The sequence below is a fragment of the Thiomonas sp. genome, from assembly GCF_054608695.1.
The window spans coordinates 1-26,046 of record NZ_JBTRXV010000060.1 but is presented as its reverse complement, the minus strand read 5'-3'; the positions used below and the strand labels follow the sequence as shown (position 1 = coordinate 26,046).

The 26,046-nt window shown below is 64.5% G+C and carries 32 protein-coding genes, 2 tRNA genes and 2 pseudogenes; 5 read left to right on the top strand and 31 right to left on the bottom strand.

The window, feature by feature from the left end; all coding sequences use genetic code 11:
• Positions 1 to 235 precede the first annotated feature (235 nt).
• From ACYCUK_RS16710 to ACYCUK_RS16600, 23 genes are all read right to left on the bottom strand, one after another.
• Entirely contained in the window at positions 236 to 1,711 is a 1,476-nt protein-coding gene (locus ACYCUK_RS16710; RefSeq protein ID WP_461595812.1) for a YadA family autotransporter adhesin, read from the bottom strand.
• 76 nt (positions 1,712 to 1,787) lie between these two features.
• On the bottom strand, positions 1,788 to 2,321 hold the full coding sequence (locus ACYCUK_RS16705) for a hypothetical protein (RefSeq protein ID WP_461595811.1): 534 nt from the start codon (positions 2,319 to 2,321) through the stop codon (positions 1,788 to 1,790).
• A 132-nt stretch (positions 2,322 to 2,453) separates the two neighbouring features.
• On the bottom strand, positions 2,454 to 2,735 hold the full coding sequence (locus ACYCUK_RS16700) for a hypothetical protein (protein WP_461595810.1): 282 nt from the start codon (positions 2,733 to 2,735) through the stop codon (positions 2,454 to 2,456).
• A 973-nt stretch (positions 2,736 to 3,708) separates the two neighbouring features.
• Positions 3,709 to 3,948, bottom strand: coding sequence for a hypothetical protein (locus ACYCUK_RS16695; protein WP_461595809.1), 240 nt, complete (start codon positions 3,946 to 3,948; stop codon positions 3,709 to 3,711).
• 11 nt (positions 3,949 to 3,959) lie between these two features.
• Entirely contained in the window at positions 3,960 to 4,700 is a 741-nt protein-coding gene (mobC, locus tag ACYCUK_RS16690; protein WP_461595808.1) for a MobC family replication-relaxation protein, read from the bottom strand.
• A gap of 47 nt (positions 4,701 to 4,747) precedes the next feature.
• The gene (locus ACYCUK_RS16685) at positions 4,748 to 6,331 is read right to left on the bottom strand and encodes a type IV secretory system conjugative DNA transfer family protein (RefSeq protein ID WP_461595807.1); all 1,584 of its coding nucleotides are present in this window, start codon (positions 6,329 to 6,331) and stop codon (positions 4,748 to 4,750) included.
• Positions 6,324 to 6,683 carry a hypothetical protein gene (locus ACYCUK_RS16680; protein WP_461595806.1) on the bottom strand — a complete coding sequence of 120 codons (360 nt, stop codon included), beginning with the start codon at positions 6,681 to 6,683 and terminating at the stop codon, positions 6,324 to 6,326. The genes ACYCUK_RS16685 and ACYCUK_RS16680 overlap by 8 nt, the downstream gene beginning before the upstream one ends.
• 3 nt (positions 6,684 to 6,686) lie before the next feature.
• A complete protein-coding gene (locus ACYCUK_RS16675) occupies positions 6,687 to 6,884 on the bottom strand; it encodes a hypothetical protein (RefSeq protein ID WP_461595805.1) in 198 nt (65 codons plus the stop codon).
• Positions 6,885 to 6,913: 29 nt separating this feature from the next.
• Positions 6,914 to 7,138 (bottom strand): hypothetical protein, encoded by a 225-nt coding sequence (locus tag ACYCUK_RS16670; protein ID WP_461595804.1) that lies wholly within the window; start codon positions 7,136 to 7,138, stop codon positions 6,914 to 6,916.
• On the bottom strand, positions 7,135 to 7,287 hold the full coding sequence (locus ACYCUK_RS16665) for a hypothetical protein (protein ID WP_461595803.1): 153 nt from the start codon (positions 7,285 to 7,287) through the stop codon (positions 7,135 to 7,137). The genes ACYCUK_RS16670 and ACYCUK_RS16665 overlap by 4 nt, the downstream gene beginning before the upstream one ends.
• Before the next feature lie 13 nt (positions 7,288 to 7,300).
• Entirely contained in the window at positions 7,301 to 7,771 is a 471-nt protein-coding gene (locus ACYCUK_RS16660) for a hypothetical protein (RefSeq protein ID WP_461595802.1), read from the bottom strand.
• 97 nt (positions 7,772 to 7,868) lie between these two features.
• Positions 7,869 to 8,870 carry a toprim domain-containing protein gene (locus ACYCUK_RS16655; protein ID WP_461595801.1) on the bottom strand — a complete coding sequence of 334 codons (1,002 nt, stop codon included), beginning with the start codon at positions 8,868 to 8,870 and terminating at the stop codon, positions 7,869 to 7,871.
• Between the two features lie 40 nt (positions 8,871 to 8,910).
• Positions 8,911 to 9,972: a replication protein C, IncQ-type gene (gene repC / locus ACYCUK_RS16650; RefSeq protein WP_461595800.1), complete on the bottom strand. Its 1,062-nt coding sequence runs from the start codon at positions 9,970 to 9,972 to the stop codon at positions 8,911 to 8,913.
• On the bottom strand, positions 9,956 to 10,840 hold the full coding sequence (locus tag ACYCUK_RS16645; RefSeq protein ID WP_461595799.1) for a helicase RepA family protein: 885 nt from the start codon (positions 10,838 to 10,840) through the stop codon (positions 9,956 to 9,958). The genes repC and ACYCUK_RS16645 overlap by 17 nt, the downstream gene beginning before the upstream one ends.
• Positions 10,837 to 11,274, bottom strand: a complete 438-nt coding sequence (locus ACYCUK_RS16640) for a hypothetical protein (protein WP_461595798.1) — start codon at positions 11,272 to 11,274, stop codon at positions 10,837 to 10,839. Before ACYCUK_RS16640 ends, ACYCUK_RS16645 begins: the two co-directional genes overlap by 4 nt.
• Before the next feature lie 35 nt (positions 11,275 to 11,309).
• The gene (locus ACYCUK_RS16635; protein WP_461595797.1) at positions 11,310 to 11,519 is read right to left on the bottom strand and encodes a hypothetical protein; all 210 of its coding nucleotides are present in this window, start codon (positions 11,517 to 11,519) and stop codon (positions 11,310 to 11,312) included.
• Positions 11,516 to 11,842 carry a helix-turn-helix domain-containing protein gene (locus tag ACYCUK_RS16630; RefSeq protein ID WP_461595796.1) on the bottom strand — a complete coding sequence of 109 codons (327 nt, stop codon included), beginning with the start codon at positions 11,840 to 11,842 and terminating at the stop codon, positions 11,516 to 11,518. Before ACYCUK_RS16630 ends, ACYCUK_RS16635 begins: the two co-directional genes overlap by 4 nt.
• Positions 11,843 to 12,360: 518 nt before the next feature.
• Positions 12,361 to 12,437, bottom strand: a tRNA-Arg gene (locus tag ACYCUK_RS16625).
• A gap of 92 nt (positions 12,438 to 12,529) precedes the next feature.
• Entirely contained in the window at positions 12,530 to 12,736 is a 207-nt protein-coding gene (locus ACYCUK_RS16620; RefSeq protein ID WP_112487265.1) for a CopZ family metallochaperone, read from the bottom strand.
• Positions 12,737 to 12,778: 42 nt separating this feature from the next.
• A complete protein-coding gene (locus ACYCUK_RS16615; RefSeq protein WP_461595795.1) occupies positions 12,779 to 15,388 on the bottom strand; it encodes a heavy metal translocating P-type ATPase in 2,610 nt (869 codons plus the stop codon).
• Between the two features lie 100 nt (positions 15,389 to 15,488).
• Positions 15,489 to 15,893, bottom strand: a complete 405-nt coding sequence (locus ACYCUK_RS16610; protein WP_461595794.1) for a heavy metal-responsive transcriptional regulator — start codon at positions 15,891 to 15,893, stop codon at positions 15,489 to 15,491.
• Between the two features lie 257 nt (positions 15,894 to 16,150).
• Positions 16,151 to 17,266 (bottom strand): MBL fold metallo-hydrolase, encoded by a 1,116-nt coding sequence (locus ACYCUK_RS16605; RefSeq protein ID WP_461595793.1) that lies wholly within the window; start codon positions 17,264 to 17,266, stop codon positions 16,151 to 16,153.
• A 76-nt stretch (positions 17,267 to 17,342) separates the two neighbouring features.
• Positions 17,343 to 17,606 (bottom strand): DUF4404 family protein, encoded by a 264-nt coding sequence (locus tag ACYCUK_RS16600; RefSeq protein ID WP_112487268.1) that lies wholly within the window; start codon positions 17,604 to 17,606, stop codon positions 17,343 to 17,345.
• 168 nt (positions 17,607 to 17,774) lie between these two features.
• Between ACYCUK_RS16600 and ACYCUK_RS16595 the strand changes: the two genes are divergently transcribed.
• The gene (locus ACYCUK_RS16595) at positions 17,775 to 18,419 is read left to right on the top strand and encodes a LysE family translocator (protein ID WP_461595792.1); all 645 of its coding nucleotides are present in this window, start codon (positions 17,775 to 17,777) and stop codon (positions 18,417 to 18,419) included.
• A 113-nt stretch (positions 18,420 to 18,532) separates the two neighbouring features.
• On the opposite strand, the gene ACYCUK_RS16590 is transcribed toward ACYCUK_RS16595, so the two are convergent.
• The 4 genes and pseudogenes from ACYCUK_RS16590 to ACYCUK_RS16575 form a co-directional block, all read right to left on the bottom strand.
• Complete coding sequence (locus ACYCUK_RS16590) at positions 18,533 to 18,670, bottom strand: AraC family ligand binding domain-containing protein (RefSeq protein WP_461595813.1); 138 nt, start codon at positions 18,668 to 18,670, stop codon at positions 18,533 to 18,535.
• A gap of 11 nt (positions 18,671 to 18,681) precedes the next feature.
• Positions 18,682 to 18,816, bottom strand: a complete 135-nt coding sequence (locus ACYCUK_RS16585; RefSeq protein ID WP_461595791.1) for a hypothetical protein — start codon at positions 18,814 to 18,816, stop codon at positions 18,682 to 18,684.
• Between the two features lie 348 nt (positions 18,817 to 19,164).
• Positions 19,165 to 19,928 (bottom strand): annotated as a pseudogene (locus tag ACYCUK_RS16580) (IS5 family transposase).
• A 315-nt stretch (positions 19,929 to 20,243) separates the two neighbouring features.
• A tRNA-Pro gene (locus tag ACYCUK_RS16575) sits at positions 20,244 to 20,320 on the bottom strand.
• 154 nt (positions 20,321 to 20,474) lie between these two features.
• Between ACYCUK_RS16575 and ACYCUK_RS16570 the strand changes: the two genes are divergently transcribed.
• From ACYCUK_RS16570 to tetH, 4 genes are all read left to right on the top strand, one after another.
• Positions 20,475 to 21,494, top strand: coding sequence for a 2-oxoadipate dioxygenase/decarboxylase family protein (locus ACYCUK_RS16570; RefSeq protein ID WP_461595790.1), 1,020 nt, complete (start codon positions 20,475 to 20,477; stop codon positions 21,492 to 21,494).
• The gene (locus ACYCUK_RS16565) at positions 21,491 to 21,997 is read left to right on the top strand and encodes a disulfide bond formation protein B (protein ID WP_112487271.1); all 507 of its coding nucleotides are present in this window, start codon (positions 21,491 to 21,493) and stop codon (positions 21,995 to 21,997) included. The genes ACYCUK_RS16570 and ACYCUK_RS16565 overlap by 4 nt, the downstream gene beginning before the upstream one ends.
• Positions 21,998 to 22,011: 14 nt before the next feature.
• Complete coding sequence (locus tag ACYCUK_RS16560) at positions 22,012 to 23,016, top strand: LLM class flavin-dependent oxidoreductase (RefSeq protein WP_461595789.1); 1,005 nt, start codon at positions 22,012 to 22,014, stop codon at positions 23,014 to 23,016.
• Between the two features lie 90 nt (positions 23,017 to 23,106).
• A complete protein-coding gene (gene tetH, locus ACYCUK_RS16555) occupies positions 23,107 to 23,913 on the top strand; it encodes a thiosulfate dehydrogenase (protein WP_461595788.1) in 807 nt (268 codons plus the stop codon).
• Positions 23,914 to 24,625: 712 nt separating this feature from the next.
• On the opposite strand, the gene ACYCUK_RS16550 is transcribed toward tetH, so the two are convergent.
• The 4 genes and pseudogenes from ACYCUK_RS16550 to ACYCUK_RS16535 form a co-directional block, all read right to left on the bottom strand.
• A complete protein-coding gene (locus ACYCUK_RS16550; RefSeq protein WP_461595787.1) occupies positions 24,626 to 25,000 on the bottom strand; it encodes an HVO_A0114 family putative DNA-binding protein in 375 nt (124 codons plus the stop codon).
• The gene (locus ACYCUK_RS16545) at positions 24,997 to 25,296 is read right to left on the bottom strand and encodes a toxin-antitoxin system TumE family protein (protein WP_461595786.1); all 300 of its coding nucleotides are present in this window, start codon (positions 25,294 to 25,296) and stop codon (positions 24,997 to 24,999) included. Before ACYCUK_RS16545 ends, ACYCUK_RS16550 begins: the two co-directional genes overlap by 4 nt.
• 10 nt (positions 25,297 to 25,306) lie before the next feature.
• A pseudogene (locus ACYCUK_RS16540) lies at positions 25,307 to 25,714 on the bottom strand (tyrosine-type recombinase/integrase); the annotation flags it as partial.
• Between the two features lie 130 nt (positions 25,715 to 25,844).
• The coding region (locus tag ACYCUK_RS16535; protein WP_461595785.1) for an Arm DNA-binding domain-containing protein at positions 25,845 to 26,046 on the bottom strand (202 nt) is incomplete at its 5' end.

The window sequence follows — 26,046 nt, the reverse complement described above, 5'->3', positions numbered from 1 at the left end:
GCGCTGATCAGATGCGCCACATCAACTCTCTCGGGCAGTGACTTGCGGGTTCTCGCCATCGGTTCCGTCCGTCGTCGTCGCGACAGAACCGAATTATGCCTGAAAACTATCTATCTGAACAGTATTGGCCTTAGCCGGTGCGGAGCACGGGCGTCGCCTGGGATGCCTGGCATCGCCGGGCATTGCCTTGGCAGTGGTGTTGTCGGCGGCGCTGACGCCGATGCCTTGGCTTGCATCACCAGCCGATGCTCGCCCCGACCTTGCCCACTGCCGCGCCGCTGCCGCCGTTGAAGCCCACGCCCACGGTCCAGGCCACGGGGTACTGGTGGTAAGCCGTGCGGCGGCTGAAGGCGATGCCCACGGCGGACTGCCCGCCGTAGCTGCCCACGCCTGCCGACAGGCTGTAGCCATCCGGGCCGTAGATCGGGCTGATGTTCAACGCGGCGGCCATGGCGATGCCTTGCGCGGCAAAGGTGTCGGCCTGGCCGAGCAGGCCAGCGGTGGCTTGCTGCAGTTGACCGAGGTTTACCGCGTCGGTCGGCGAGGTGCCGGGGGCCACGTTGGTGATTTGGCGCTGCTGGCCAGCGCTGCCCACGCTCACGCTGTTGGGGCGGTTGGCGACTGAGCCAGCACCCAGCGCCACGCTGTTGGTGCCTACGGCCGTGGCTGCATAGCCGAGCGCAACCGAGTTGGCTCCTGCCGCGTCGGCTTGAAAGCCGATGGCGGTGGCCGGGTCGGCATTGGCCTGGGCACCGTTGCCGATGGCGATGGCGCCCGTGGTGTTCGGGTCGGCGGGGTTGGTGGGCGCGGTGATGGTTGCGCCCTGGCCGATGGCCAGGCTGCCCGCATACCCTGCCGATGCTCCATTGCCCTGCGCGACGGCACCAGCGGCGGCAGTGGTGTTGTGCCCGCACACAATGCCACCCGCGCCGTTGTACTTGCACAGGCCCGATGCCGTGGCCTGGTTGATGAGGTTTTGCAGCGTCGTGATTTGCTGGTTGGTGTAGCTGTTGGCCGTGGTGACGGCTCCGGCGGTCTGGGTGTTGGTGTAGTTGTAGCCAGCCAGGGCTGCGGCGTCGAGCTGGCCGAGGTTGACCGCATCGGTGGCCGCCTGGCCGGGGGCCAGGTTGATGATGCGGCGCTGCTGGGATGTGGTGCCCACGCTCACAACACCTGCAAGGCCTAAGTCCGTGCTGCCGGCGCCGAGCGCCACGCTGCCGATGCCTGCGCTCGTGGCTTGATAGCCAAGCGCCACACCAGCAGTCCCCGCGCCGCCTGGCGCGATGGGCACGCTGGCGCCCGCACCAATGGCGACGCCGGCGACGCTGGCGACTGAATTTGAGCCGACCGCAACTGACGATCCTTGAAGCCCTTGCGCCCCCGCACCGACCGCGACCGACCCGATGCCTTGGCCGGTGGCCGCAGCGCCGAAGGCTGTGCTGCTCTGGTTTGCCAGGCTGCCAGCGCCCACGGCGGTTGCGGCACCTTCGTTGGCTTGGGCTTGCTGGCCGATCGCGGTGTTGTTGGTCTGGACGGCAGCCAGAGCGCCGGCGCCCGACGCCAGGTTGCCGCTCGTGTCCTGGGTTGTGACGTTGCCGCTACCGCTCACAGTGCCGCCGGCTGTATCGGCATGGGCCAGCGGGGACGCGAGGGCCAGCGCCAGGGCGAGGGTCAGCGGGGCGAGGGTGAAGCTGCGTTGTTTGGTTTGCATGACGGTTCCTTTTTGGGTGTTGGCGTGTGCCGGCCTGGGCCGGCACATGGATTCAGATGGAAGTGAGGTGCGCGGCTCAGGTCAGGGGCACCACCAGCTGCAGGCCGATGAAGCCGGCCGACTGACCCGCGTTCGGCACGGCCACAAGGTTGATGCCGTACCCCTGCGAGCTGCGCACTTCAACCAGCGCGGCGGCCATCAGCGGGCGGTCGGGCGCTTCGGCGCGGGTGTAGCCGCTGATGGCGCCTGCAAGCCCGCCGGCCGACAGGGAGAAGCCTGCTGGCAGGGCGATGTGCAGCGGGGTGTAGATGGCTGTGGCGTAAACCGATGTGCGGCTGTAGCTGTTCTTGTAGAAGCCTGCCGCGAAGCCGCTGTTGCGCGTGCAGTGGTACTCCAGGCCCAGCCCAGGGTTGTCCTGGTTGAGGCTGTCCCTGGCCCACTGGCGCAGGTGGTAGCTGGTCGTGCTGATGTCGAGGCCCCAGCGTGACGGCGTCGGGGCCTGCATCGGGGCGGCCATGCTCATGCTGCTGGCGCCATGGGCATGGGCGGGGAGCGCGGCGGCCAGGGCGAGGGCCAGGGCAGCGAGGGAGAGGGTGGGTTTGGTTTGCATGGCTTGTCCTTGAAGGGGTGGCGCCGGGATTCCGGGCGCTCACAGCCATTCAGGACCAAGCGAAATGCGCCAGACGTGGGCGACAAAAAGCCCGCACGCGGCGGGCTGGGTGGTGGGGTGTGGGGCGGAAGCTCAGGGCTTGAGGGGTACGAGCACGATGGTTGCAGTCGCCTGGCACACTTCCTGCGCATCCGGGTAAAGCGCACGCGTGATGAAGCCGGGCGGTGAGCAGTTGATGATGTGCGGGTCAAGAATCACCGCGGCGTCATTCTTCAAGCGCATCTCCTGCGCTTGAAGCGCGCCGCTGAAGCCCTTGGCTGCGGCTTGCGTCGCCGGCAGCGTGTTGGCCAGGGCGACCTGGGCACAGAGAGCGGCGGCGGCCAGGGCGGCGGTGATGATGGGTTTGGTTTGCATGGCTTTGTCCTTTCATGGTGGCGCTCGGGATTCCGGGCACTCAACCTCATTCAGTGGAAAGCGAAATGCGGCGGGGGTGGGCAAGTGAGCAACCTTGGCTTGCACGTCACTTGTCCACGGCCTGGATGCCTGGGCCGCAGGCCCTTGCCTTTGGCGAACGTCCCGCCCGTAGGGCGTTGCCTATTGGCAAGCTTCGGGCCGCAGGCCCTCTTCGGGCGGAGCCCGTCTGCCCTGCTGGGCGCGGTTGGCAGTGACGTTTGGCGTTCGGGTGGCGCTTGGTGCCGGTCGTCCAGACCGGCTTGCTTCGGGGGGGCCGCTGGAATGCGAGTGGACGGGGCATGGCTTGGCAAGCGCCAGCGCAGCCGAGCCCCTGCACCGCCCGAGCAAGCGAGCCCCAAGGCGAGCGGTTCCGATCGGGGGCAGAGCCCGCACGGCACAAAGCCAGGTCGTCCGAAGGACGTTCCTGGCTGCAGGTCGGGCCGCCGAACCCGCCAGGGTGAGGTGGAGCCGAGCCACAGGACGCCCCCTAGGGCGGACTGGGGCCGAGGGCAGGTTCACCGCCCGAAGCCGAGCTCCCCTTGGGGAGCGAGTGCGCGCGAAGCGCGGCCCGCCGATCTGCCCATGATTTAGGCAGAAAGAGGAATAAGGGCCGCGCTTCGCGCGCACTCGCTCCGCAGGGGTGGGGTCGTGCCGTGCCCATTTTGGGCGGAGAATGAGCAGGGGCGCGGGCGTCCAGCCCGCGGCCTCCCCGGTGCCCCCTAGGGCAGCGCCGCAGGCGCAGGGGAGGCTTACCCTGGTCAGGCGCCGTGCCTTTGTGCGCTTTCTCGCGCCGCCCGCTTGCGCCAGTCGGCATGCGCCATCCGCAAGACATAAGACAGCGGCGCGAGGGCTGTAAACAGTCGTATATACGGCTGTGTGCGATGGACAGCAAAAAGCCCGCACGCGGCGGGCTTGGGGCAGACGGGAAGGAAGGCTAAGCGACAGCCTGCCGGCGGTCGTGCGCAGCACGTTCCGCCCCCGCATTCGCAAGCTCGCTGCGAGCTGATTTGACCGCTGCGAGCAGTGCCTTCACGCACACATCGCTGGCGTCGAACACGAGCCCGGCGGCGTCGGCATCGGCCTGCAAAGCCTGCAACTGATGGTGCAGTTCGGCGGGCAAACGCAGCGACATCGCGGCGGTTTTGGTGGGGGCTTTGGGCTTCAAGATGCTCATGATTTCTCCTTTCAGGTGAGCAGGGTTGTAAATACATCATGCGTGCAAAAAGCAAGATTCTGGTGATGCTTCGCCGGGTCGATGCGCGTGTCGATGCCCGCGATTCGCACGCGCTTGACATTGAGAATTAAGGCCTTCGCGCGGTCGCGGGTCTTGGCGTCTGGCGATGACCAGATCACACGTTGCCACTTGTTTTGATGCATGGCGGTCAAGTGTCCAGACAGCACATCGGCATACGATTTCGGGCCTTTCACAGATCGCTCAACCTCGATGGCAACCCGCTGGCCGCGCATGTCGAGCGCCACGGCGTCGGGCTTTTTGACGCCCTTCTGCACGGCGGCCATGCGGTCGCCCGAGACCCATTTGGTGATGCCAGCGTATGACGCCTGGATGCGAAGCTGCTGGGTTTCGAGCGTGTGGCGCAGGTAGTTCAAAGAAAACCTGCCCGGCTCGAAACTGCGCTCGATGGGTGCTTCTGTTGCCGGGTCGAACGCCATGCTTTGACCTGACGGCGTGATGCCGATCAGCACCAAAGGCGGCAGGCCTGGCACGAGCGGGATGTGATGGCGCTTGACGAAGCCTGCGGCTTCCAGCGCGGCCACGGTGGCCCGTGCAGCGCGCGGCGCCACACCCATGACCTGCGCCGCAACCTGGGGCGTGGTGTAGAGCTCTTCGCGCAGAAAACGCAGCAGCAAAGTCTTCTTTTGCTCTGCGCGCTGCATGCGCTCGCGCGGGTCTTTGATGATGGGCATGATTCACCTTTGTATATACCGCCCCGGCGCTTGGCCGGGGGTTTGGGTTACTTGAGCAGGTCGTCGAGGCTGTCAGCGCGGGCCGCTTCGGCCTGGGCTTCGGGTGCCTCTTGACCTGATTCAGCGGCATGTGAAACCGGCGCGGCGCCGGTCTGGCCGGCGGGCTCTTCTGCGCGCAGCGGCTCGGGCGTCTCACCGCCCTGGAGCCAGCGGGTCGAGAGATAAAACGCGGTCCCAAGCCCAAACAAGACGCCGACCGATGCCTCGCCCCCTGCCGGTTTGGGCAGGTGCGAAAAAATGTGCGGGGGCATGTATTCGCGGCTGGCTTGAGTCCAGCTCGTGTTCGTGCTTCCGCCGTTGTCGTTCTGGCTAGAGCTCATCGTCTGCACGTCGGCGCGGCTTGCGCCGGCGAGCCGTGAAAGCTCAAGGGCCGTCGCTGAATCGAGCATCTTGTAAGCGAATTTCACGCCCGAATTTCCCCAGATTGCGCCCCGCACAGCCTTGGGCGACAGGCCCGGGCAGTCATCCAAATCGCCGAGCGACTGGTGCGCAAAGATCAGGTGGGCGTTGCGGTCTCGCACTGTGCCTGCGGCCCGCAGGGCAGCGGGCGACAGCAGATATTTGAGCTCGTCGAGGAAAAGGGCGACCGGCTTCGACTTGTCGCGCCGATCCTCCAGCACCTGCAGCACGCGCTGCAGCAGCAACTTCTGAGCGGCGCCGATTTCCAACTTGGTCGTGCTGCCCATGACATACAACACCACGCCGCCAGGTTTTGTCATCAAAGCCTGCAGGTCGATGCCTTGCTCCCGTGTCGCGAAAGCCTGGACGCGCCCCAACTGCCGGAGCTCACGCCACAAATTCTTCTTTTCTGTCACATCTTCATCGTCGCTTGCGGCGCGGATGATGTCGGGTAAAGAACGCGCGGGGTCATGGGCCACCGCGTCGGCAATCCAGTTTGTCGCCTCTCTGTCCTCGCCCCTGTAAAAATCGACGCCGGCATCCCCTGTTTTGCCAAGCTCCAAAGCCACCTGCAAAAGCTCTTCGACCTGTTCGCTCCGGCAGCCATAGAACGGATTGATCTGCGCGAAGTTGGCTGTATGGCGAAGGTCGATAACCATGACCGGAAAGCCGTGCTTTTCTCCCATGCGGCGCAGCACGCCAGGCAGCATCTCGTCGGGTTTCGGGTCGAACACGACGACGCACTCGCCCGACGCGGCGAGTTGTGACAGCAGCACGCCGGCCAGGCTGGACTTGCCCACGCCCGATTCGCCAAGGATTTCCAGGTGGTTTTTGTCGAGCGTTTGGCGGGGCAGATAGATGGGCTTGCGATTTCCATCCAGGCCAATGAAGACGCCCTTTTTCAGATCGATGTATTGCTCCGGGTCGAAGCCCTGGGCCAGGGTGCGCAGATACGCCGCATCCTCGCTCACGTCCCGAATCCCAGAGCGCACGGCCGCGGCTGGCGAGGCAAAGAACTCAGTCCAGACCAGGATGCAGGCGAACAAAAAGGCTGCCACGAACAAGCCCGCGCCAGCCTGGGGGTGCCCGAAGACAGAGAGAAGAATATCCAAGGCAAGGCCAGCGCCCACGACCAGCCCGAAGATTTTGAGCGCACGGAAAAATTTAAGCATTTTCAACTCCTTGTTGTTTCTTGATGCTGAAAATCGACAAGGGAATCAGCAAGCCCAGAAATCCGCCCGCCCCAGCCGCCTCCAGCGTTTTCGCCCAGCCAAATCCGCCGGGCTGCATGCTCTGATAAAACAGCGCGGCCACAGCGAGCGCGCCATGGGTGTGCTGGATAAACCAGCCGCCCGCGCCCCATGCATTCAATGCAGAGCCGAGGGCATAGGAAACCGCTGCAGCGAGCAATTGCTCGCGCGCGAGATAACCCCCGCTCGCGAATAATGCACCGAAGATCATGCAAAACAGGGTAACGCGGATGCGAAAATGTGCCACCCTGATTTTGTCCATTTTATCGAGCATGGCTTACTCCTGTTTGGCGACGGGGCGATACACCGGCCAGCCCCAGCGGTGGAGAAACATAGAATAAATGCCGCCGAGCCAGACGAGAAGATAAAGCGGATGCAACTGCAAAAACATCGGGCCGCTGGCGATGAATAAGAGGCGAACAATGATGGCGACGATGTATTGCTGTTTGTTTTGAAATGGTTTGGTCATGAACATGGCTTGCTCCTGGTGGGGTGGTGACAAGGTTATTCAGAGGCAGGTGAAATCGGCGGCGAGTAGCCGAGTTCGGGCAACGCGACGCGCCTGGAGTAGTCCTGCAGCAGCCAATCTCCGATCTGGCGGGCCTGCTCGGCCAGCGCCGGCGGCAGGACGTGCGCGGCGCGATACCCACACGCGCCGGGCCGCTGGTAGTGCTCAACCGTTGCCAACGCGAGCCCTTCCTCAGTGATTTCCAGCTCGATGTAAATCATTTGCCACGCTCCTGATTGAAAATAACGGCGTGTGCGTGGCGCAATTGCGCGGCGGTCGGCGCGGGAGAAAGTAGATAGGTCATAAATGCTGCTTGGATAATCTGCATGACCAGCAGCATCGGCAGCCAGAATTTCAGGTTCTTTTCCATTTGAATGCTCCTTTTAATGCTGGGTGGTATTGGTCGGCTCGGGTAATTGCGCTGCTGGATTAACTCGGCGCCGGTCGCTCAATTCGCCGAGTAAGACGTGCAGCAAGGCTTTCTCTTTTGCACTCAGCGTTTCTGAGATAAATGCGCGGTCGGCATCGCTCCAATACTCGATTTCATACGCGCCGCTGTGCTTCTGGATAATGTGGAAATGGCGCGGCGTGCCGGGGTTTTGTTTCTCAGCCTCGATCCGGGCGATTTCCACGGTGGCCGCGAAAACAGTCCGCTGGATTTCTTCGGGTACCTTCTGATAATCGACATTTCCCGATGCAAAAAACTGATGGAAATTCGCAAAAGTGCAAGCCTTGAGCGCTCCGAATAATGCGATTTTGTCGCCCCGGCTGCGGAGATAATTGGCGGCATAAATGCGCCGGGCGAGGTTGTCGATTTGTTTTTGGTGATTGGCTGAGGTTATGGTGGTGGCCATGGTTGGTTCCTGGTTGGGGTGGTTGCGGCGCTTGAAGGGCGCCTACCTGCATTCAGTGGGGGGCGAAATGAAAAGACGGGCAGACGGGGGAAAAGTGTCAGGACAAAACCCAGTCGTCCCAGCCCTTGCATGGCTCGGGCGGCGCCATGCGCACGACCCTGACGCCCGGCTCATCGCGCAGGGCGTCGGCCAGGCGGTCGGCCTGGTGATGGCCTGGGTCGTCGTTATCCTGTGCCAGCGCCAGGGTTTCGATCCCCAGCTCAGCCACCAGCCAGGCCAGCATGTCTAGCTGTGCCTGCCCCGGCTGCCCGCCGGTCGAAACAATCCATGCCGGCTTTCCAGCGGCTGCCAGCTTGGTGTGCACGGCCAAGCCCTTGATGGCGGCCTCGGTCACGACCAGCGCGCGGGTTTCTTTGCTCGGGGGGAGAATCCAAAGCCCCTTGCGGCCGCGCGATGCCTTCTTGCTCCGCGTTCCATCGGCTTCGCGCGGCCCCCTCAATTCCGCCCAAGTCACCCCCCAATCCGCTTGAACATGGGGGAACGCCAAGCGAACGGCCTCTGGCTCCGGCTGATACCCCGGCACATGGCCGGCGATGGTGCGCATCGCCACCGCATGGTCGATGGTGGACATGGGGATGCGGCGTTCGCGGTGCAGGTAGTCCACAGCCCAGGCTGGCGAGGCGCACAGTTGCAAGGGCTTGGGTGGCCCCACGGCCGCCGTGGCGGCCCGGGGTGCCAGAAGGGGCTGCGAAGCCCGCGCAGGGGCCGCAGCATGGCCGCCATGCAAGGCGGCACGCAAGGCGCGGCGCGCATGGCCCAGCGTCGCACCGGGGTTGATGTGCTGATGCAGCGTCAGCCAATCGCCGCCGCCCTGGCGATCGCGCTTGGTTGGGTGCCAAACCCAGCCGGTGCGGCCTTGGCGCACGGTGATTAGCTCGCCGCTCGCCAGGCGCCAATATGTGTACCCTGCCCCGGCCCCGCCGTGCCGGCGTTGGGCGGCTTGGTCATGGGTCAGGCCCAACTGGTCGGCCACGGCCTGGGGCGGTAGCTGGCGGATGGCGTCGAGCTCGGCGCGGTCATGGGTGACGGTGGTTTTCATGGTTTCTAAATTCCTTTCCCGTCTGCCCGGGTTTTGGTTTTCAGCCTGCGGCAAGCCCTAGCGCAGCCGCAGTGCTGCTGCTACTCGTAGCAGCTACTTGTAGGGGGCTGTTTTCAGAGGGGGACTGTCCGCCGCTCGGCGTATCGATGTCCGCCGCTCGGCGTATCGGTTCAGGTTCAATGCTGGGCGCAAATTCCCGGGTGATGCTGGCCTGCTCGCCCTGCATGACACAGTTGAATTGGCTGTCGCAGTTCTGGATGGCTTCGACTGCCCGCCTGATCTGTGCCCGGCGCTGGCTGCGGCGGCGGCGGTCTTTGGCGACTGCGCCGAAGATGTGCGCTTCCAGCGCGTCCAGGCCGATCAACCGCGCGCCTGTGCGACCTGTAAACCATGAGCAAAGCCAGGCATAGAGCACGCGGGCCGTGGGCGTCGGTAGAGACCTGTAGGCCGTCATCGAGATGGGCGCGTAGCTCCGTCCACCCAGCGCCGCAGCAGTGCTGCGCGGGTTGAGTCTTGCGACGACACTGCCCGCCTCATCGCCCTGCCCGATTGCCCCGGAAATCAGGTGTGTGATGCCCCAGGCGCCGTTGGAGCCCTCGGCGTAGACCGTGATCATCGCGAGCCGCTGGAATGCCAGCCTGACGCTTTCCCTCGTATTACTGCCGGGCCGGTCTGATAGGCCCGCAACCCGGCAAAGCTCCGCAAGCGAAGTCTTGATTTCGATGGTCTGCGCGGCCCCGGCTATGTTCTGTTCGGGCTTGGCATCCTTGGGGGCATTGGGGTGCGGCAAGCCTGGCAACAGCCCGGCATCGAGCGCGGTTCTCAGACTTCCACCGTCCGCCGCGATGGCGAGCAAGGCGAGAAACACGCCTTGCTCAAGCTGGCTCATCTCCACCCCCATGATTCGCACCAGGCCGCCTGCGAATTTCTGCTCGATGCGCACCTCACGGCGCTGCGCCCCATCGGGCAGAGGGCGGAACATACTCATCAGCCCCAGGGCCATTTCGTGGCGTGCGACCTGCCGCGTTCGCTGCATGTCGGCCCGCGCCGCCGCCGGCAGGCGCTTGCGCCGCATTCCTTTTGGCTTAGAAGGGGTTTGCATTTCGCCGCTCCTTCCCGGACCGATGGTTCCCCTTGCCCAACTTCTGCAGCGGATAGGCCATGAGCCGGCCGCCGGGTTGCTTCCTGAGCCATTTGGGTTCGGCCGGCCTGCCATAGTTGGCTTTGACCTGCGCGAGCCGGATGTAGAAATGCCGTTCGAGGTCGTCGGCAATCCCATACTCATCCGCCTCCTTCTCGCTCATCACCGTCAGGTTGAGCTGCAGCCGCACCGCAGTGGTCAGACTGGACGCCCCCCGCGACCGTTCCCAGTCGTCGCCGTCCTTGGATTTGCCGATGTGGTGCAGAACCAGGATGGCGCATCCCGTGGCCCGCGCTATGCCACCAAGGGCACGCATGAGCGTCGTCATGTCGCCGTTGTTGTTCTCGTCGCAGTCGTGTAAGAAAGCCAGCGGATCGAGGATGACCAGCCGGCGCCCCTCGGCGAGGGCGCGCAGCTTGGCGTAAAACGGGCCGTGCCCGATGAGTCCGCCGGGCTGCCGCTGGATCACCCGCAGGTCATCCTGCTCGTCGGTCCAGCTCTGCACGTCGAGCTCGGCATCGATTTGCGCAAGATCGTCAGGGCTCAGCGCAGCGCGCAATTCATGCAACCGATAGTGCACAACGTGGGGGATGTCTTCGCCCATGACGATGGCGACAGGACCACTGGCCGGGGCGGGCCAGAGTGCATCGCCCATGCCGGTGCAGGCGGCTTTGCCCAGGGCAACAGAGATACCTATATGTAAGGCCAGAAAGCTCTTGCCGACCGCGCCTTGCCCGACGATCAGGCCGACAGTGCCCGCCAGCATGCCTGGGAGCACAAAGTCCAAGTGGGGCGGTTCTGCAGCTTCGGAGAAGGTGATGCGCTTCATTTTGCGAATTCCTCCCCCTCAAACAAGCACAGCTGCTCCTGCGCCCGGGCGGCGCGTTGCCCCTCCGCCTTGACGGGCTCCGCCTGTTTGGCCTGGCGCAGCGCACATTCACGCAGCGCGGGGAGATCGTCAAACCCCCAAAAGTCCCCGCACCTCGCCATCCAAACCAGCCGCTGAGCCATGATTTGCTGAGCGCGGCGCAACGTGCAGCGGGCCGTGCTGGCGAGCCAGGTTGTCGAATACAGCGCCCTGGCCGCCGCCAGTAGGTCGCGGCGTGATTCCAGATCCTGGTTGGCTTCGCCTGGCTGGGGCGCAAGCGCCCCAGCGATTGCAGCCGCCATCGCGGCATCGAGCGAGCGCGCTCGCTTTTCAATTGAGAGCGATGCGCACGACTTGGGGCCTTGCGAGCCGCCCTGGCGGCGCGCGTTGCGCATGAGGCTTTTCAGTCGCTGGGTGAGGGTCGGTGCGGTCATACCAGCCCCCGCACGTCTGCCCCGACCTCCAGCAGCCAGACGAGGGCGACGATTTCGCCCAAGGCGTCGCCAAGCTCTGCGGCCTCAATGGCCGCCGCTCGGGCCTCTCGCGACAAGGCAGCGAGCGCGGCCCGCGCCATGCGCTGGCGCAGGGCCTCGACCTCAACGGGGCTGGCAAAGCGGTTGGGGTTGAGGGCGGCGCTCATTTCGCACCCCCTCCCAGCCCAGCCACCGCCTTGCGGGGGCGGCCGCGGCGCGGTGCGGGTGCGGGCTGGGGGGTGGCGGGGGCCTGGCCTCGCCGCTGGGTGCCGAGCGCGTCGACGAACTCGAGCAGATCGGCGGTGCGCACCATCCTCCGTCCACCGATTTTGACTGTTGGCAGCTGGACTGTGCCAGTGCAGAGCCAGTTCCTGACGGTCTGCTGCGCGACGCCTAGAGCGTCAGCGCAATCTTCGATTGAGAGGAGAAGTGGTTGAGGTTTTTGCTCGCGAGCTTCGCGCGAGTGTTGGGTTTCGATGCGTGGCGACATGGCCGAACGCTCCTTTCAGGAGTCGTCCCGGCGTGCACCTCACGCATCACTCCCTCGCATTTGAGCGAGGCAGACTGGTTATCGACAAGCTCATCGCGCGCCATCCGGCGCCTTAGCCCCTTGTCGCAGTCAGATCAGATTCAAGGCTTTGGACTGCACCTTTATCTGATTCGTGGAGCCCTTTCAGCAGACTTACGAAGCGCTCAGTTTGCACCAAGCACAGCCCATACTTTACCCGTACCTACCGCACGATGCAAGTCCATTTTTAATTCTTGACTAATTTATCGGTCTAAGTCCACGCAACGGCCCCTCCGTGTTCCGTTACGGGTGGAGCACACCGCACATCATCCGCCGCAATCAATTTTTTGACGCCGGGGACACTACGGGGACAGTCACGCCGGTATGCGGCGGTATTTTTTGGGACAATCTGGGGACAATGCGCGCTCCAGAACCCATAAAAAAGCCCACATTGCAAGTGTGGGCTTGTTCTGTAAGTTGTTGATTATTTAGGTAATTATTGGCCTGCCCGACTGGATTCGAACCAGTGACCTACGGCTTAGAAGGCCGTTGCTCTATCCAGCTGAGCTACGGGCAGCAGGGGCTTGACGCTGCTATTTGCAGCCCGCTGAAGTGTAGTGGGGTGCAAGTGGGCATCCAAATTGCCCGCTGGGCCCGGCAGCGGGGGGCTCAGGCCTCGGTGGTGGCGGTGTAACCGGCGCGCACCACGGCCTCGACCAAGGCTTGGGTGGGTGCGCTGCCGGTCACCGTGGCACTGGCTTGCTCGAGATTGACATCGGCACTTTGCACACCCGCCACGGACTTGAGGGATTTGGTGACGGCGGCGACGCAATGCTGGCAGGTCATGCCTGTGACGTGAAGCGTGGTGGTTTGCATGGATGATCTCCTGGTGAGGTTGGGGTCTGAGTTGGGCCGGACTCAATGGGCCGGCCTGCTTGCGGGGACGGATGATGGGGCGGCCAATGCCGTGTCGGTCTTCATGCCGCGGCTTGGCGCTGCCGACGGCCAGGCGTGTAGCCGCTTGAGCCGCAAGCTGTTGCCAAGCACAAAGATGGACGACAGCCCCATGGCCACGCCCGCCAGCATGGGGTTGAGGTGCAGGCCCCAGGGTGCGCCGAGGCCGGCGGCAACGGGGATGAGCACCACGTTGTAGGCGAAGGCCCAGAACAGGTTGCCGCGTATGGTGCCCAGGGTGCGGCGCGCGGCGTTCAGGGCGGTGAGCACGCCGGAGAGTTCGCCACGGGTGAGCGTGACATCGGCGGCCTCGATGGCGATGTCGGTGCCGCTGGCAAGCGCCATGCCCACGTCGGCCTGCGCCAGGGCGGGCGCGTCGTTGATGCCGTCTCCGACGAACAGCACGCGCCGGCCCTGGGCCTGCAAGGCCTTCACGACATCGGCCTTGCCCGCTGGCAGCACGTCGGCATGCACGCTGGCAATGCCCAGTTGCCGCGCCACGGCCTGTGCGGTGCGCGCAGCGTCGCCGGTGACGAGTTCCACCCGCAGCTTGTGTGCCTGCAGCGCTGCCACCAGCGCGGCGGCGTCGGGCTTGATGGGGTCGGTGATGCCCAGCACGCCGACCACCTGGCCGGCGCGCATGACGAACACCGCCGTCTGGCCTTCGGCCTGCAGCCGCTCCACTTCCGCTGCGGCAGGGCCGGGGTCGATGCCTTGTTGGGTGACGAAGCGCAAGGCGCCCACAGCGACCTTCGCGCCTTCAACCTCGGCATGGGCGCCATAACCGGCAACAGCGGAGAACTGTGTGGCCGTTGGCACTTGGGCGTCGCGCTCGGTGGCGGCTTGCAGCACGGCATGCGCCAGCGGGTGTTCCGAAGTGGCTTCAACCGCCGCGGCCCAGCGCAGCACATCGGCTTCGCGCGTGCCCGGAGCAGCCCAGATGGCACCGAGGGCGGGGCGACCGAGGGTGACGGTGCCGGTCTTGTCGAGCAGCACGGTGTCCACGTTCGACAGCGTCTCCAGCGCCTCGCCCTTGCGGAACAGCACGCCGAGCTCAGCGGCGCGGCCGGTGCCCACCATGATGGCGGCCGGCGTGGCCAGGCCCATGGCGCAGGGACAGGCGACGACCAGCACGGCCACGGCCGCAAGCAAGGCGTGGCTGATGGCGGGCGCCGGCCCGATGACGAGCCAGACGACGAAACTGAGCAGCGCGATGAGCAGCACCGCCGGGGTGAACACCCGCACCACCCGGTCCGCCAGGCCCTGGATGGGCAACTTGCCGCCCTGGGCCTGCTCCACCAGCCGGATGATTTGCGCCAGCACCGTGCCCTGCCCCACCGAGGTGGCCCGCACCACCAGCATGCCCTGCTGATTGACGGTGCCGGCGCGCACGCCATCGCCCGGATGTTTGGCGCTGGGGATGGGCTCACCGCTGAGCATGGATTCGTCCACATGCGAACCGCCTTCGACCACCTCGCCGTCCACCGGCAGGCGCTCGCCCGGGCGCACGATGACCAGATCGCCCTGCTGCACGTCGGCGATGGGAACGGTCAGTTCGGTGCCGTCTCGCCGCACCCTGGCGTCCTTGGCCTGCAGCCGCGCCAGGGCGCGAATCGCAGCCGAGGTGCGGCCCTTCGCCACCTCCTCCAGATACTTGCCGAACAGCACCGCGGCGATGACCACGGCAGCCGAGTCGAAGTACACATGGCGCGCATCCGGCGGCAGCAGGCCGGGGGCTGCCAGCACAACGATGCCGAACAACCAGGCCGCGCCCGCGCCGGTGGCGACGAGCGAGTTCATGTCAGGTGACAAATGCCGGTAAGCCGCCCAGCCGGGCCGGAAAAAGCGTCGCCCGGGGCCGAACAACACGGCCGTGGTGAGCACGGCCTGCACCCAGTCCCAGAAGCGGGGAATGGCGGCGGGGGCCGTGGCGTCGAGCACGGCCATGAAGCCATGCCAAACCATGCCGCCCATGGACAGCACCAGCACCGGCAAAGCCAGCGCCAGCGCCAGCCAGACGTCGCGGCGCATGGCCTGCAATTGGCGCTGCTTGTGCTCGGCCTGGTCGGCGGCGGCCGCAGCGCCCTCGGCATCCGCCAGGCTGGCGGTGTAGCCGGCACCTGCCACAGCGCGAATCAGCGCGGCCGGCTGCACGCTGGCCGGGATGTATTGCACGCTGGCACGCTCGGTGGCCAGGTTGACGCTGGCAGCCAGCACGCCGGGCAAGGCCAGCAGCGCACGCTCCACCCGGCCGACGCAGGAAGCACAGGTCATGCCTTGCACCAGCAACGTGGCCTCGGCGGTGCGCGGGGCATAGCCGGTGTCGCGCACCATCTCCACCAATTGCTGCGGCGGCACCTGGCGGGGGTCGAAGCGCAACTGCGCCTGCTCGGTGGCGAGGTTGACCGTGGCCTGCACCCCGGGCATGGCGTTGAGCGCGCGCTCCACCCGGCTGCTGCAGGAGGCGCAGCTCATGCCGTCGATGTCGAGTTGCAGTTCGCAGACCTCGGCCGCATCGGCAGAAGAAATGGACGAGGTCGGTGTGTTGCTCTGTGTCGTACCGGTTGTGTTCATGATGGTTTCCTGTGTCACCCTCGTGAGAAAACGCCGGCCGCCCCAAGTTTTCTCATCCCCTCGGGGGGGCCTGACGCAAAGCGGCAGGTCTGGGGCCCTCTCAAGCCTGGGGTTCGCGGGTCAGGGCCGCGAGGATGGGGCATCCGGCGGCGGCGCCATGTCCGGGGCAAGTTTCGGCCAGCGCCACCAGACCCGCTTTGAGCTGGCGCAAATCGTCGAGCCGGGCATCGATCTGCGCCACGCGCTGCTGCACGATGGCTTTGACCGCGCCCATGTCGGCATCGGCGTGCAGGCCGAGCAACTCGCGGATTTCCGGCAGCGAAAACCCCAGCGCCTGAGCGCGGCGAATGAAGCGCAGGCGTTGCGCCGCGGTCTGGTCGTACAGCCGGTAGTTGGAGGCGCTGCGCTGGCTCGGCGCAATCAACCCCAGGCGCTCGTAATGCCGCAGGGTCTCAGTGGCCAGCCCGTTGTCGTGGGCGAGCTTGCCGATGGTCATGGTGTTCATGATGAGGTGTCCTTCCGATTGAGTCATGCAAGACTGGGCGCGGCAAGTGGCAGTTGTCGGCAGACGTGATCCATGTCAAACATTATAGTCGGCTGTAATGTTCATGGATTGGGCTGGATTTCGCCTTGTTGCGCACAAGGTCAAGCATGCTTGGAACGAGTGCGGCGCGACGCGGCCAGCGAAGGCGCGGCGCCAGCACGCAAACCATGAGTGAACCAGGACGGGTCGGCAAGGGCCCAGGCCTGCAGACACCTAGACTAGAGGCCTGCGGCGCTTGCCGCGATCTGGGTGATGTCGGTCTCTTCGACCCCATCGACCGCGACACGGCTGCCTCGCGCAAAGTGGAAGCGAATCACCCCCTGCGCGTCGATCTCTCGCTGCAAGACCTGGCAAGCCCAGAGTCGATGGGCATGGGCGATGCCCTCGCCCAGGGCGAAGCCGAGTTGATGCACGTCGAGCGCGCGCCGGAACAACACCGGCACCAGTTCGGCGGCCGTGCAAGCCTGGCCTTCGCACGCGCGCAGCACGCGTTGCAGACGCTCGGCGTGGTGCTCGCGCAGTTGCCGAATGCGCGCATGTGCCCCGGTGAACGGCAGGCCATGCGACGGCAGCACGCGCATGCCGGCCGGCAGCAAGGCAAAGCGCGCGAGCGAACGCAGATAGCGGCCGAGCACGTCGGCCTCGGGCTCGATGGGGAACACCGAGACATTGGTGGAGATGCGCGGCAGCAATAAATCGCCGGCGATCAACACGCCACGCGCCTCGCACCACAACGCCGCATGCTCGGGCGAATGGCCGCCGCCCTCCACCACCTGCCAATCGTCGGCACCAATACGCAGAACCTGCCCATGCACCAGGCGCTGGTACTGCAACGGCACCGTGGGCACCATGCGAGCATAAAAATTGCCGCGCCCGGCCATCTCCTGCAAATGAACAGGATCAGCGCCGTGGCGGCGGTAATGCGCCAGCATGGAGGCGGTGTCGGTGGGCGGCAGCCCGGCCGTGAGCAGCCGGGCACTGAGGTATTCGCCCTGGGTCATGCAGAGCGGCACGTCCCAGCGCTGGCACAGCCAGTCGGCCAGGCCAATGTGGTCGGGGTGCATATGGGTGCAAATCACCCGCGTCACTGGCTTGCCGCCCAGAACGTCGGCGAACACCTGTTCCCAGGCCGCACGCGTGGCGTCCGTGGTCAGACCGCAGTCGACGATGGTCCAGCCCGGCCCGTCGTCCAGCAACCAGAGGTTGATGTGGTCGAGCGCCAAGGGCATGGGCATGCGCAGCCAGTACAGCCCTTCGGCCACACGATGGGCTTGTCCCGGCGTGGGCGGCGCTTCACCGGCGAAGTACACCGGCTCGAAATCGGTTTGATGCATGGGATGAAGCGAGACGTTCGCGCGCCGACACAGAGGTCGGCCGCATGCAGCGATCGGGCATCAGCGCCCGAAGATTTCAGGCGCCGATGCCTTCGAGCAAAGTGCCCAGTTCGCGCAGCACCACGGCTGCGGCCGGATGGCGCTCGGCAAAGCGCAGCGACAGCTCGCGCACCCGCTGCGTCAGACCGGTTTCGCTTCGCCCCACCTCGTCATCGAGCGCGCGGCGAATGTCGGCGTCCAGGCTGGCAAGTTCGGACTTGAGCTGGTCGTCCAGCGGTACGCCGGATTCCAGGGCGGCGCGCAGCCGGTCGAGGCTTTGTTTGACAGTTTGCTGATCCACGAATCATCCTCAGGGCGGTGTGATGGCATCAATCTTAGGCCTCGGGAACACCCCCCGCACAGCTGCATGAAACGCCAAGCAAACGTTCATGGCCAGCGCCAGGGCGCGATGGGGGGCGAGCGCGGTTGCATGACGAATGGCATACTGGGCATTCACCCGGAACCTTCCATGAACCCCCATACCTGGCTGCTCTACGTCCTCGCCGTCGGCGTGATTTCCGCGATTCCCGGCCCCAACATGCTGTTGGTGATGAGCCACGGTGCGCGCCACGGGCTGCGCCGCTCCACCGCCACCATGGCCGGCTGCATGACGGCGCTGCTCATCATGATTTCCATTTCGGCCGCTGGTCTCGGCGTGTTCCTGCAAGCCTGGCCCACACTGTTCGACGCGCTGCGCCTGCTGGGAGCCGCCTACCTCATTAACCTCGGCATCAAAACCTGGCGAGCCGCCGCTCATGCCGGGACCTTGGCGGCGCCACTGGCCGATGCCGTTGAACCGCCACGAGGCCTGCACACGCCCGGCGCCCTGTTTCGCAATGGCTTCCTGGTGGCCAGCAGCAACCCCAAAGCCATCCTGTTCGCAGCCGCCCTGCTGCCCCAGTTCATGAGCCCAACGGCCCATTGGCTGCTGCAATTCGTGGTCCTGGTCAGCACCTTCGCCGCCATCGAGGTGAGCTGGTATTTCATCTACGCCGGCTTCGGCTCGCGTCTCGGCAAATTGTTGCGTGGCGCAAAAGTCGCACGCGCTTTCCAGCGTGCAACCGGCGGCATTTTCGTCGGCTTCGGCGCGGCCATGGCTGCCTTCCATCGCTGAGCCGCCACGCGGGAAAAAAGCCAGGTGCTGGCGAAGGCCTTGGTCTTGCCGAAAGTGGCCACCAGGGCGCTGACCGTGATCGGTCCGATGCTTGGGATGGCAACCGGTCAGCATCAACGCGGATTGCGGCGCGCGACCCCATAAGTAGCCCGAGCGGGCCGTAGCGCTGCCGCGTGGGGCACTCCACGCAGCAGCGTGAAGGTGTCCCCGGGCGTGAGACGACGTGTCCTGCCCTCGCAGGTCAGCCACATCTCACCTTGTATCACCACCGCGTCCGCATCGAACGGGTGGTGTGCGTATCCAGGGCCGTGTCGGGCGGCCAGCGGCGAACGAGAGCTTCATCGAATCCGCAGGCATAGGCCTGGGCTTGGAAGGCTTCAAACGTCTTGGCATTCATGAGGTGATGACGCGACAGCCGGCAGCGATGGGATGATGGCTTTTCGTACCGACGTCGAGCATGGGCATTTCAGGATCTCCGGATGGCGTTACAGGGGCCTGACCGGATGCTGACTTCTATCGCTGGCTTCGAGTTGGCATCGCTTCCTTGAAGCGCGACGCATTCAACACTGTGTGCGCCCGCACCATTGTCACCACGCGGCCGAATTTGCACTGACGAGGATGTGACAAGCCACAGTGGCATTGGCAGGGGGAATGCTCGCCAGGGTCCCTGGTCAGGTCATGTCGATGCACGGGTCAATTAGTTATGTTTTCGATGATTTTTCGATGAATGCCCTAGATGGTGTCGTCACGAGATTGCAAGCCAAAGCACCAGGCAGCGTATGTGGACCGCTGCCAGGAATGAAGCGGCGTTTTTGGCGTAGCGCGTCGCGATGCCTCGCCAGCGTTTGAGATGCAAAAACGCGTTCTCAACGAGATGGCGGTGTCGGTCGAGAGGCTTGTCATCACTGCGTTGCTCCTTTCGGTTTTTGCGAGGCGGGATCACGACGCGCATGCCTTGAGCGGTGGCCTGCAGGGCGATGGCATCGCTGTCGTAGCCCTTGTCGGCTAACAGGTGCTCGGCGCTGAGCCCTTCAATCAAGAGCCCAGCCTGCGTGCAATCTGCCGAGGCACCTTGCGTAACAAGGACTCGGAGCGGCAGACCAAACGCATCCACGGCCAGATGTAGCTTGGTGTTGAGCCCCCTTTTGTCAGGCTCATGGCTTGATTGCCGCCACGGGCACCTGCGGCGTGCGGATGAACCTTGATGTGGCTGGCGTCGATCATCAGCCATTCGTCATCAGGCTCATCGATCAATTGCTCCAGCAATGCCTCCCAAGCGCCGTTGTCACGCCACCGGCAGAACCTGCGGTGCGTGTTCTTCCAATCCCCATACGAGGGCGGTAAATCCCGCCACGGCGCGCCCGTCCTCAGAATCCAGCAGACCGCATTGATCAATCGCCGGTTGTCGTGTGCGATGCCACCCCACGCGCCTTTACGCCCCAACAGTCGCGGCTCAAGCAGAGCCCACGCCGCATCGGAGATGTCATGCCGTTGATGAGCCTCAGCCATTCGCCTGCACCGCTGTTTTTGCAAAACAGCATCCTAACTCATCTCGTGACGACACTATCTAGACAATTCATGCTTTGTGGGTGCCCTTTGCGCACCAGCCCGCCCCGCACGGCCTGCCCCACCCCTGGCCCCGCCCCGATGGGAACCCAATGGGAGCGAACCGCCAAGGGCAAACCAAGACCGCATAAAACAATGGTGAACACTCCAATGGGAATCGAGTGGGAATGCAGTGGGAATTTGGCACCATTTAGACGAAAAAAGCCCACAGGTTAGTGTGGGCTTGCTCTTTAAGTCGTTGTTTTTACTGCTGATTATTGGTCGGGGCGAGAGGATTCGAACCTCCGACCCTCTGCTCCCAAAGCAGATGCGCTACCAGGCTGCGCTACGCCCCGAACCCACTATTCTAGGGTACCGGGCTGGCGGGACTGCGGCGGCAGACAGGCTCATGCTTTGCAACACGGGGGTTATCGAGCGGGAACTAAGATGCCAAGGTCTCTTATGCACGGCGCCAAAAAGCATCTCGGCCTGTTGCCTCAATTTGCAGCCATGCCCAAGTCAAACGGTCGAACCCTGCTCAATGAACTGCTCAGCGCCGATGCGCTCAAGCTGGTCGACCAGCTCGCTTTGCCCAGCAAGCCGTTCACGCGTCCAAACCAAGACGAAGTGACGCGTGGCGAGTTGGCGCTGGCCATGACGCAAGCGTTGTTTGCGCGCCTGGCGCAATCGGTGCCGGAGGCGATGCGCTATGTCGAGCGTGCACGTGAGCAGGGGCGCTCGATCACTTTCGACCATGGCGCGGTACGCACGGTGCTCGCAGCGTCTTGCGGGGCCTTGCCGAGTGGGGAGGCCGCCATCACCCGCATCTTGCTGCCGCTGGGCTACACGCTGGCGGGCATCTATCCCCTGCCGCGGCTGAAGATGACCGGGCGCGCCTACATCCACGCCGACGACCCGCAAGGCATCGCCCAGTTCTTCGTGAGCGAACTGCATCCGGAAGGCTTTTCCGCCACGTTTCAGCGAACGCTGAACACGGTTCTCGGCCATTCGCGCGACCCCTTGAGCGCGGCCGATCATGACGCCTTGCAAGACCTGCGTCGGGAAGGCCATTTGCCGTTCAACACCGCGCTCAAGCTGCTTCCCGCCCTGCTGCGTTGCTTCGCCCGCCAGCACCCCTTGCCCAGCTTGGCGCAATACCAACTGCTGCTGCAGGAGTCGGCCGAGATGGCCTGGATCAGCACGGAAGGCCAGACCTTCAACCACGCCACCGACCGGGTTGACGATGTGCTCGAACTGGCCGCGCAGTTGCGCGCCGAGGGCTTTGCGATCAAGGACCAGGTGGAAGTCTCCTCCAGCGGCGCGGTCCGCCAAACGGCGTTGCGCGCCGCCAGCGTGCAGCGTGCGTTACAGGGCGACGACGGCCCGCAGCTGCACGAACTACCCGGCTCGTTCTTCGAATTCATCAGCCGTGGTGCGCAGCCCGGTGGCTCTTTACCAGCCGATATGGACATGCGCTTCGATTCCGGCAACGCCACCGGCATTTTCAAAATGACTGCAACATCAACATGAAATCCTACAAACCAACTCGCGTTCTCTCGCCCGCCCTTCCACTCTTCGTTGCCCTGTGCGCCTTCGGCATTCTCGCCGGTGCGCTCTGGGTGCAGCACCAGTCAAACCCGCCGTGCCCGCTGTGCATCATGCAGCGCATGGCCTACCTCGGCATGCTTGCCTTTGCCCTCATCGCCGCAGGTTTGGCAGCCGCAGGAAAGGCGGCCCCGAGCCGGCTGGCCTTGCTGCTCGGCGCCTTGAGTGGCCTCGCCGGCCTGGGCGTCGCCGGGCGGCATGTGTGGCTGGTCTGGCATCCGGGCCAGACCTGCGGGCTGGACCCGCTCGCCGCCACCATCAACAACTGGAGCATCACGCATTGGGCACCGTGGATGTTCCGCGCAGATGGTCTTTGCGCCGACGTGCCATCGATCCTCGGCGTATCCCTGCCCATGTGGTCGGCGCTGGGTTTCATCCTGCTGACGATTCTGCTGTTGCTGTCCATGCGCAGCGCGAAGCGACATTGAGCGGGCGGTTCGCCATGCACAAGCCATTGAATGCCATCGCCCTGTCCATGCTCGACCTCGTCGCCGTGCGCGAGGGCGGCACCGTGGCCGGTGCGCTGGCCATTGCCCTGCGTACCGCACAGCATGCCGAAGCGCTCGGCTTCAAGCGCTACTGGCTGGCCGAGCACCACAACATGCCCGGCATCGCCAGTTCCGCCACTGCCGTGCTCGTGGGGCACATCGCTGCGGGCACGCAGCGCATGCGCATCGGCTCTGGCGGGGTGATGCTGCCCAACCACGCACCGCTCGTCGTTGCCGAAGCCTTCGGCACCCTGGCCGAGCTGTACCCGGACCGCATCGACCTCGGACTGGGCCGCGCCCCCGGCACCGACCCGCTGACCATGCGCGCACTGCGCCGCGACCGCGTGGAAAGCGAGGACGACTTCCCCCGCGACGTGGCCGAGCTGCAGCGCCTGCTGGCCCCGGCCGAGCCCGGCCAGCGGCTCATCGCCATGCCCGGCGCCGGCACCAATGTTCCCATCTGGTTGCTCGGCTCCAGCCTGTTCTCTGCACAACTGGCGGCCGAGCGCGGGCTGCCTTATGCCTTCGCCTCGCACTTCGCGCCTCGCATGCTGCTGCCGGCGCTCAAGCTTTACCGCAGCACGTTCCGGCCTTCCGCCGCGCTGGCGCAGCCATATGTCGCCATCGGCGTGCCCCTGATCGCGGCCCCCACCGACGACGAAGCCCACGACCTGGCCAGCAGCACCCATCAGCGTGTGCTCAGCATCATCACCGGGCGCCGGGGGCGACTGCAGCCGCCCGTCCAACATTTCATGCAGCAACTGCAGCCCCAGGAACAAGCCGCCATTGCCGACTTCCTGGCCGCCGCCGTGATTGGCGGCCCCGACACCGTGCGCGCCGGCTTCAACGCCCTGGCCGAAGCCACGCAAGCGGACGAATTCATGCTGGTGTGCGATGTGTTCGACGCCGACCTGCGGCTGCGCTCGCTGGACATCGCCGCAACGGCAATGCAGGCTTGAAGCCGGCGCCTTTGCTTCGGCGCATCTCCGTGACTATGCTGCCCAAACGAGCCGAGGCAAACCGGGTGCCCGGCGGCAAGGAGACCAACCATGGACATGAACCGTTGGACGCGTCGCGACATGCTGTCGATGGCCGGCTGGGCGGGCCTCGCCGGCCTGGGTGGCCTGGCCCTGGGCACGGCCCAGGCTGCGGAACCGAGCAAACCCCTGGGCGACCTGCTGCCACCCGGCTCGGACTTGCTCGCGGCACTGATGCGCAAGTTGGCGCAAGCTCCCTACCGGCGCGACTTCAAGACCGTCCCGATGATGCTCACCGACCCCGACGACTGGGACGCCCAAGCCATGCACGACGTGCTGCACTATCCCGGCAGCCCGAAAATGGTGTGGCACAACACCGATCTGGCCGGGCCTTGGTTGAACCTGATGCGCCTGACGCTGAACTCGCAAATCTGGTCGTTCAAGCATCCCAACTTTCTGGTCGTCTCGGTCACCCACGGCCCCGCAGCACTGGCCCTGTTCGACGAACACGCCTGGAAGCGCTACGACTTCCCCAAGCTCACCAAAGGCAAGTTCAAACGCAACACCTTCATCGACATGCCACCCGCCGCCTATGCCAACCCGGCGGACTACCAAAACCCCCAAGGCGCCTACTCGGCCAAGGCCGTCAGCATCACGGAATTGCAAAAGCGCGGCGTTGTTTTTCTCGCCTGCCATGACGGCATCTGGGGCCTTGCCGGACACCTGCACCAGAGAGGCCCGAACCCCGGCAAACTGACCCAGGGCGAACTGGCGGCCGACCTCACCAACCACCTGATCCCCGGCGTCATCCTCACACCCGATGTGGTCGGTGAACTTGTCGAGTTGGAACAGGCCGGGTTCACTTACGCGCACAGTTAAGCCGCTGGCCCAAACCTGGGACCGCCTCTCGGCAAAACCTGGCCCCACTCCAGCCAGCTTCAGGATGGTGGCGTGATGGAACGGTGGGTTTGCCGATCTTCCCGCACACGGACAGCCAGCCAATGCAACAGTTTGCGCGATGCATCCCTCACATCCACGCCAGCGTCGATTTGCGCATGCCACAAGGCGGCTTCGCTGTCGCGCAGGCCCTTGCCCTCGAAGAAGCGTGTGAGGGGGCAGATGTCGGGCGAGGTTGGTGCGCAGCCTTGTCGCCATGCATGAACTGCCAGTGGTAGGCGATTGCCCCCAAAAATGATGAATCGTGGAATCACTCGTGTTCGAGCGCCGGGCCTGATTCCATGCCACCAGGTCATCGCCCGGCATCGGCCGACCCCGGCGAATTCTCAAGTTGCCACAACGCCACACGCAACCAGGCAAGGCCGCTTCTTTTGGAACGAGAAGGTGAGCCCGTACGGTTAACGATGCAATGACAAGCAGGGCCGGCGGCGCTCGAAAAGCGCCCCATGACGTTCGCCTACATCCGCCACGAACTTGTGGGATGTCTTGCTATACGACTTGTACAAGTCTTTGAATTTGCCTCATTACTGGCGGAGGCGAAGAGATTGCAGCATGGCTGTGTTTTTATGTGGTACTGATCATAACACCAGTTTTGAGGCGCTTTGGCATGTTCTCTTGGATCACTTCTCTTGGATCACATCACCTCGGCGATCAATCGCAAGTGCGCGGCCGCAGGCCTGACTTCTTTCATCCATCCGTGCCCTGGCAGGGTCTTTTGCTCGATCTCCACCAAACCTGCCCGTGCCAGTGCATCCACATCGCGCTTGACCGCGCTGCGGTCACGGTGCAGCCTTGCGGCCACGCCGGTAATCGATTCGGGGCGTTCTTTCACAGCGCGGTAGACATCAAGCCTGGCCGTGGTCAGCAGGCTGAGCAAGTCGGCGGGGTCTTCGAAGCTGATGACTTTTTCTTCGGCCAATGGCAAACCAGCATCGGCCTTGCGCGCCAAGTCCCGCCCCCGTTTGAAAAAGGCCTGTTCGGTTGCGGTCTTGACGATGATCTTGCTCATGGGCGACTCCTAGTGAGTTCCAGCCAATCGGCCTCAAACCTTGCCTCGATGTCTTCGAAGCGGGTAAATAGGATCGGCGAGACGGTGCCGAAGTGATGGCGATGGTGATAGCCATGCTGGTTGTCATACCCGACGACGCGGCCGTTGTCCCCGGCATGCAGATCATGGTTGATATAGGCGAGGTTGTACCGGGTCACCCGCCCCTCCCGATCGACCCAGACCTCCCGGCGAAGTTGCCCGTTGTCACGCTTGCGGGCGATGTGGTGGGTTTCGTCGACGATCTTCCGATCAGGCATGACCAATTTTTCATGGCTGCATAATCCTGCTGTTCTTTTGTACCGCGGCCCGCAGCACGTCGATGTGATCCACCCAGTGCTGCATCATCTTGATGCGCTCGGGCAGGTACTCGGCGCGGTTGTAGGCGGCGCGCACCTTGTTTTCCTCTTCGTGGGCAAGCTGGCGTTCGATCACGTCATGGCGCCAGCCCTGCTCGTTGAGGATGGTCGAGGCCACGGCACGGAAGCCGTGCCCCGTCATCTTGCTGCGGTAGCCCATGCGGTACAGGGCGAACAGCAGGGTGTTGTTGCTCATGATGGTGCGCGTGTTCCGGCCCGGCCAGACATAGACGCTGTTGCGGCAGGCGGCTTGTTGCGGGCGCAGGATGGCCAGAGCCTGGGTGGACAGGGGCACGATGAAGTCGCGCTTCATCTTCATTAGAGGTCAGCCTCCAGCCTATGCTTGACATCGCGGGTGTGGCTGTCCACCCAGATGCAGCGCTGGCGCTCGAACCATTCGGTGGCGATGTGCTGGAAGCTCTTGGTGGCGTCGACGTGCGCTTCGGGCCCTATTGGCCTGGCGCACGGCGCTGGGGTCGATGCCCTGGATGATCTGGCGCTTGGCGTCGTCGCCGGCCTGGCGAGCCTCTTTCAGGCTGATCAGTGGACAGTGGATAAGCGCCGAAAGAGAGGCGCTTCTCGACGCCGCCGTAGCGGTACTTGAAGCGCCAGCCTTTGCTACCGGCCTTGGTGATTTCGAGGTAGAGCCCA

Bases quoted from the DNA above. Each gene is read 5' to 3' on its own strand.
- ACYCUK_RS16665 (WP_461595803.1), bottom strand. From the start codon at position 7,287: ATGGAAAAGAACCTGAAATTCTGGCTGCCGATGCTGCTGGTCATGCAG.
- repC (WP_461595800.1), bottom strand. From the start codon at position 9,972: ATGCAAACCCCTTCTAAGCCAAAAGGAATGCGGCGCAAGCGCCTGCCG.
- ACYCUK_RS16615 (WP_461595795.1), bottom strand. From the start codon at position 15,388: ATGAACACAACCGGTACGACACAGAGCAACACACCGACCTCGTCCATT.
- ACYCUK_RS16560 (WP_461595789.1), top strand. From the start codon at position 22,012: ATGCACAAGCCATTGAATGCCATCGCCCTGTCCATGCTCGACCTCGTC.
- ACYCUK_RS16585 (WP_461595791.1), bottom strand. From the start codon at position 18,816: ATGAATGCCAAGACGTTTGAAGCCTTCCAAGCCCAGGCCTATGCCTGC.
- ACYCUK_RS16640 (WP_461595798.1), bottom strand. From the start codon at position 11,274: ATGCGCAACGCGCGCCGCCAGGGCGGCTCGCAAGGCCCCAAGTCGTGC.
- ACYCUK_RS16655 (WP_461595801.1), bottom strand. From the start codon at position 8,870: ATGAAAACCACCGTCACCCATGACCGCGCCGAGCTCGACGCCATCCGC.
- ACYCUK_RS16710 (WP_461595812.1), bottom strand. From the start codon at position 1,711: ATGCAAACCAAACAACGCAGCTTCACCCTCGCCCCGCTGACCCTCGCC.
- ACYCUK_RS16660 (WP_461595802.1), bottom strand. From the start codon at position 7,771: ATGGCCACCACCATAACCTCAGCCAATCACCAAAAACAAATCGACAAC.
- ACYCUK_RS16635 (WP_461595797.1), bottom strand. From the start codon at position 11,519: ATGAGCGCCGCCCTCAACCCCAACCGCTTTGCCAGCCCCGTTGAGGTC.
- ACYCUK_RS16685 (WP_461595807.1), bottom strand. From the start codon at position 6,331: ATGCTTAAATTTTTCCGTGCGCTCAAAATCTTCGGGCTGGTCGTGGGC.
- tetH (WP_461595788.1), top strand. From the start codon at position 23,107: ATGGACATGAACCGTTGGACGCGTCGCGACATGCTGTCGATGGCCGGC.
- ACYCUK_RS16645 (WP_461595799.1), bottom strand. From the start codon at position 10,840: ATGAAGCGCATCACCTTCTCCGAAGCTGCAGAACCGCCCCACTTGGAC.
- ACYCUK_RS16605 (WP_461595793.1), bottom strand. From the start codon at position 17,266: ATGCATCAAACCGATTTCGAGCCGGTGTACTTCGCCGGTGAAGCGCCG.
- ACYCUK_RS16550 (WP_461595787.1), bottom strand. From the start codon at position 25,000: ATGAGCAAGATCATCGTCAAGACCGCAACCGAACAGGCCTTTTTCAAA.
- ACYCUK_RS16595 (WP_461595792.1), top strand. From the start codon at position 17,775: ATGAACCCCCATACCTGGCTGCTCTACGTCCTCGCCGTCGGCGTGATT.
- ACYCUK_RS16630 (WP_461595796.1), bottom strand. From the start codon at position 11,842: ATGTCGCCACGCATCGAAACCCAACACTCGCGCGAAGCTCGCGAGCAA.
- ACYCUK_RS16610 (WP_461595794.1), bottom strand. From the start codon at position 15,893: ATGAACACCATGACCATCGGCAAGCTCGCCCACGACAACGGGCTGGCC.
- ACYCUK_RS16565 (WP_112487271.1), top strand. From the start codon at position 21,491: ATGAAATCCTACAAACCAACTCGCGTTCTCTCGCCCGCCCTTCCACTC.
- ACYCUK_RS16705 (WP_461595811.1), bottom strand. From the start codon at position 2,321: ATGCAAACCAAACCCACCCTCTCCCTCGCTGCCCTGGCCCTCGCCCTG.
- ACYCUK_RS16570 (WP_461595790.1), top strand. From the start codon at position 20,475: ATGCCCAAGTCAAACGGTCGAACCCTGCTCAATGAACTGCTCAGCGCC.
- ACYCUK_RS16700 (WP_461595810.1), bottom strand. From the start codon at position 2,735: ATGCAAACCAAACCCATCATCACCGCCGCCCTGGCCGCCGCCGCTCTC.
- ACYCUK_RS16680 (WP_461595806.1), bottom strand. From the start codon at position 6,683: ATGCTCGATAAAATGGACAAAATCAGGGTGGCACATTTTCGCATCCGC.
- ACYCUK_RS16590 (WP_461595813.1), bottom strand. From the start codon at position 18,670: ATGTGGCTGACCTGCGAGGGCAGGACACGTCGTCTCACGCCCGGGGAC.
- ACYCUK_RS16545 (WP_461595786.1), bottom strand. From the start codon at position 25,296: ATGCCTGATCGGAAGATCGTCGACGAAACCCACCACATCGCCCGCAAG.
- mobC (WP_461595808.1), bottom strand. From the start codon at position 4,700: ATGCCCATCATCAAAGACCCGCGCGAGCGCATGCAGCGCGCAGAGCAA.
- ACYCUK_RS16675 (WP_461595805.1), bottom strand. From the start codon at position 6,884: ATGTTCATGACCAAACCATTTCAAAACAAACAGCAATACATCGTCGCC.
- ACYCUK_RS16695 (WP_461595809.1), bottom strand. From the start codon at position 3,948: ATGAGCATCTTGAAGCCCAAAGCCCCCACCAAAACCGCCGCGATGTCG.
- ACYCUK_RS16620 (WP_112487265.1), bottom strand. From the start codon at position 12,736: ATGCAAACCACCACGCTTCACGTCACAGGCATGACCTGCCAGCATTGC.
- ACYCUK_RS16670 (WP_461595804.1), bottom strand. From the start codon at position 7,138: ATGATTTACATCGAGCTGGAAATCACTGAGGAAGGGCTCGCGTTGGCA.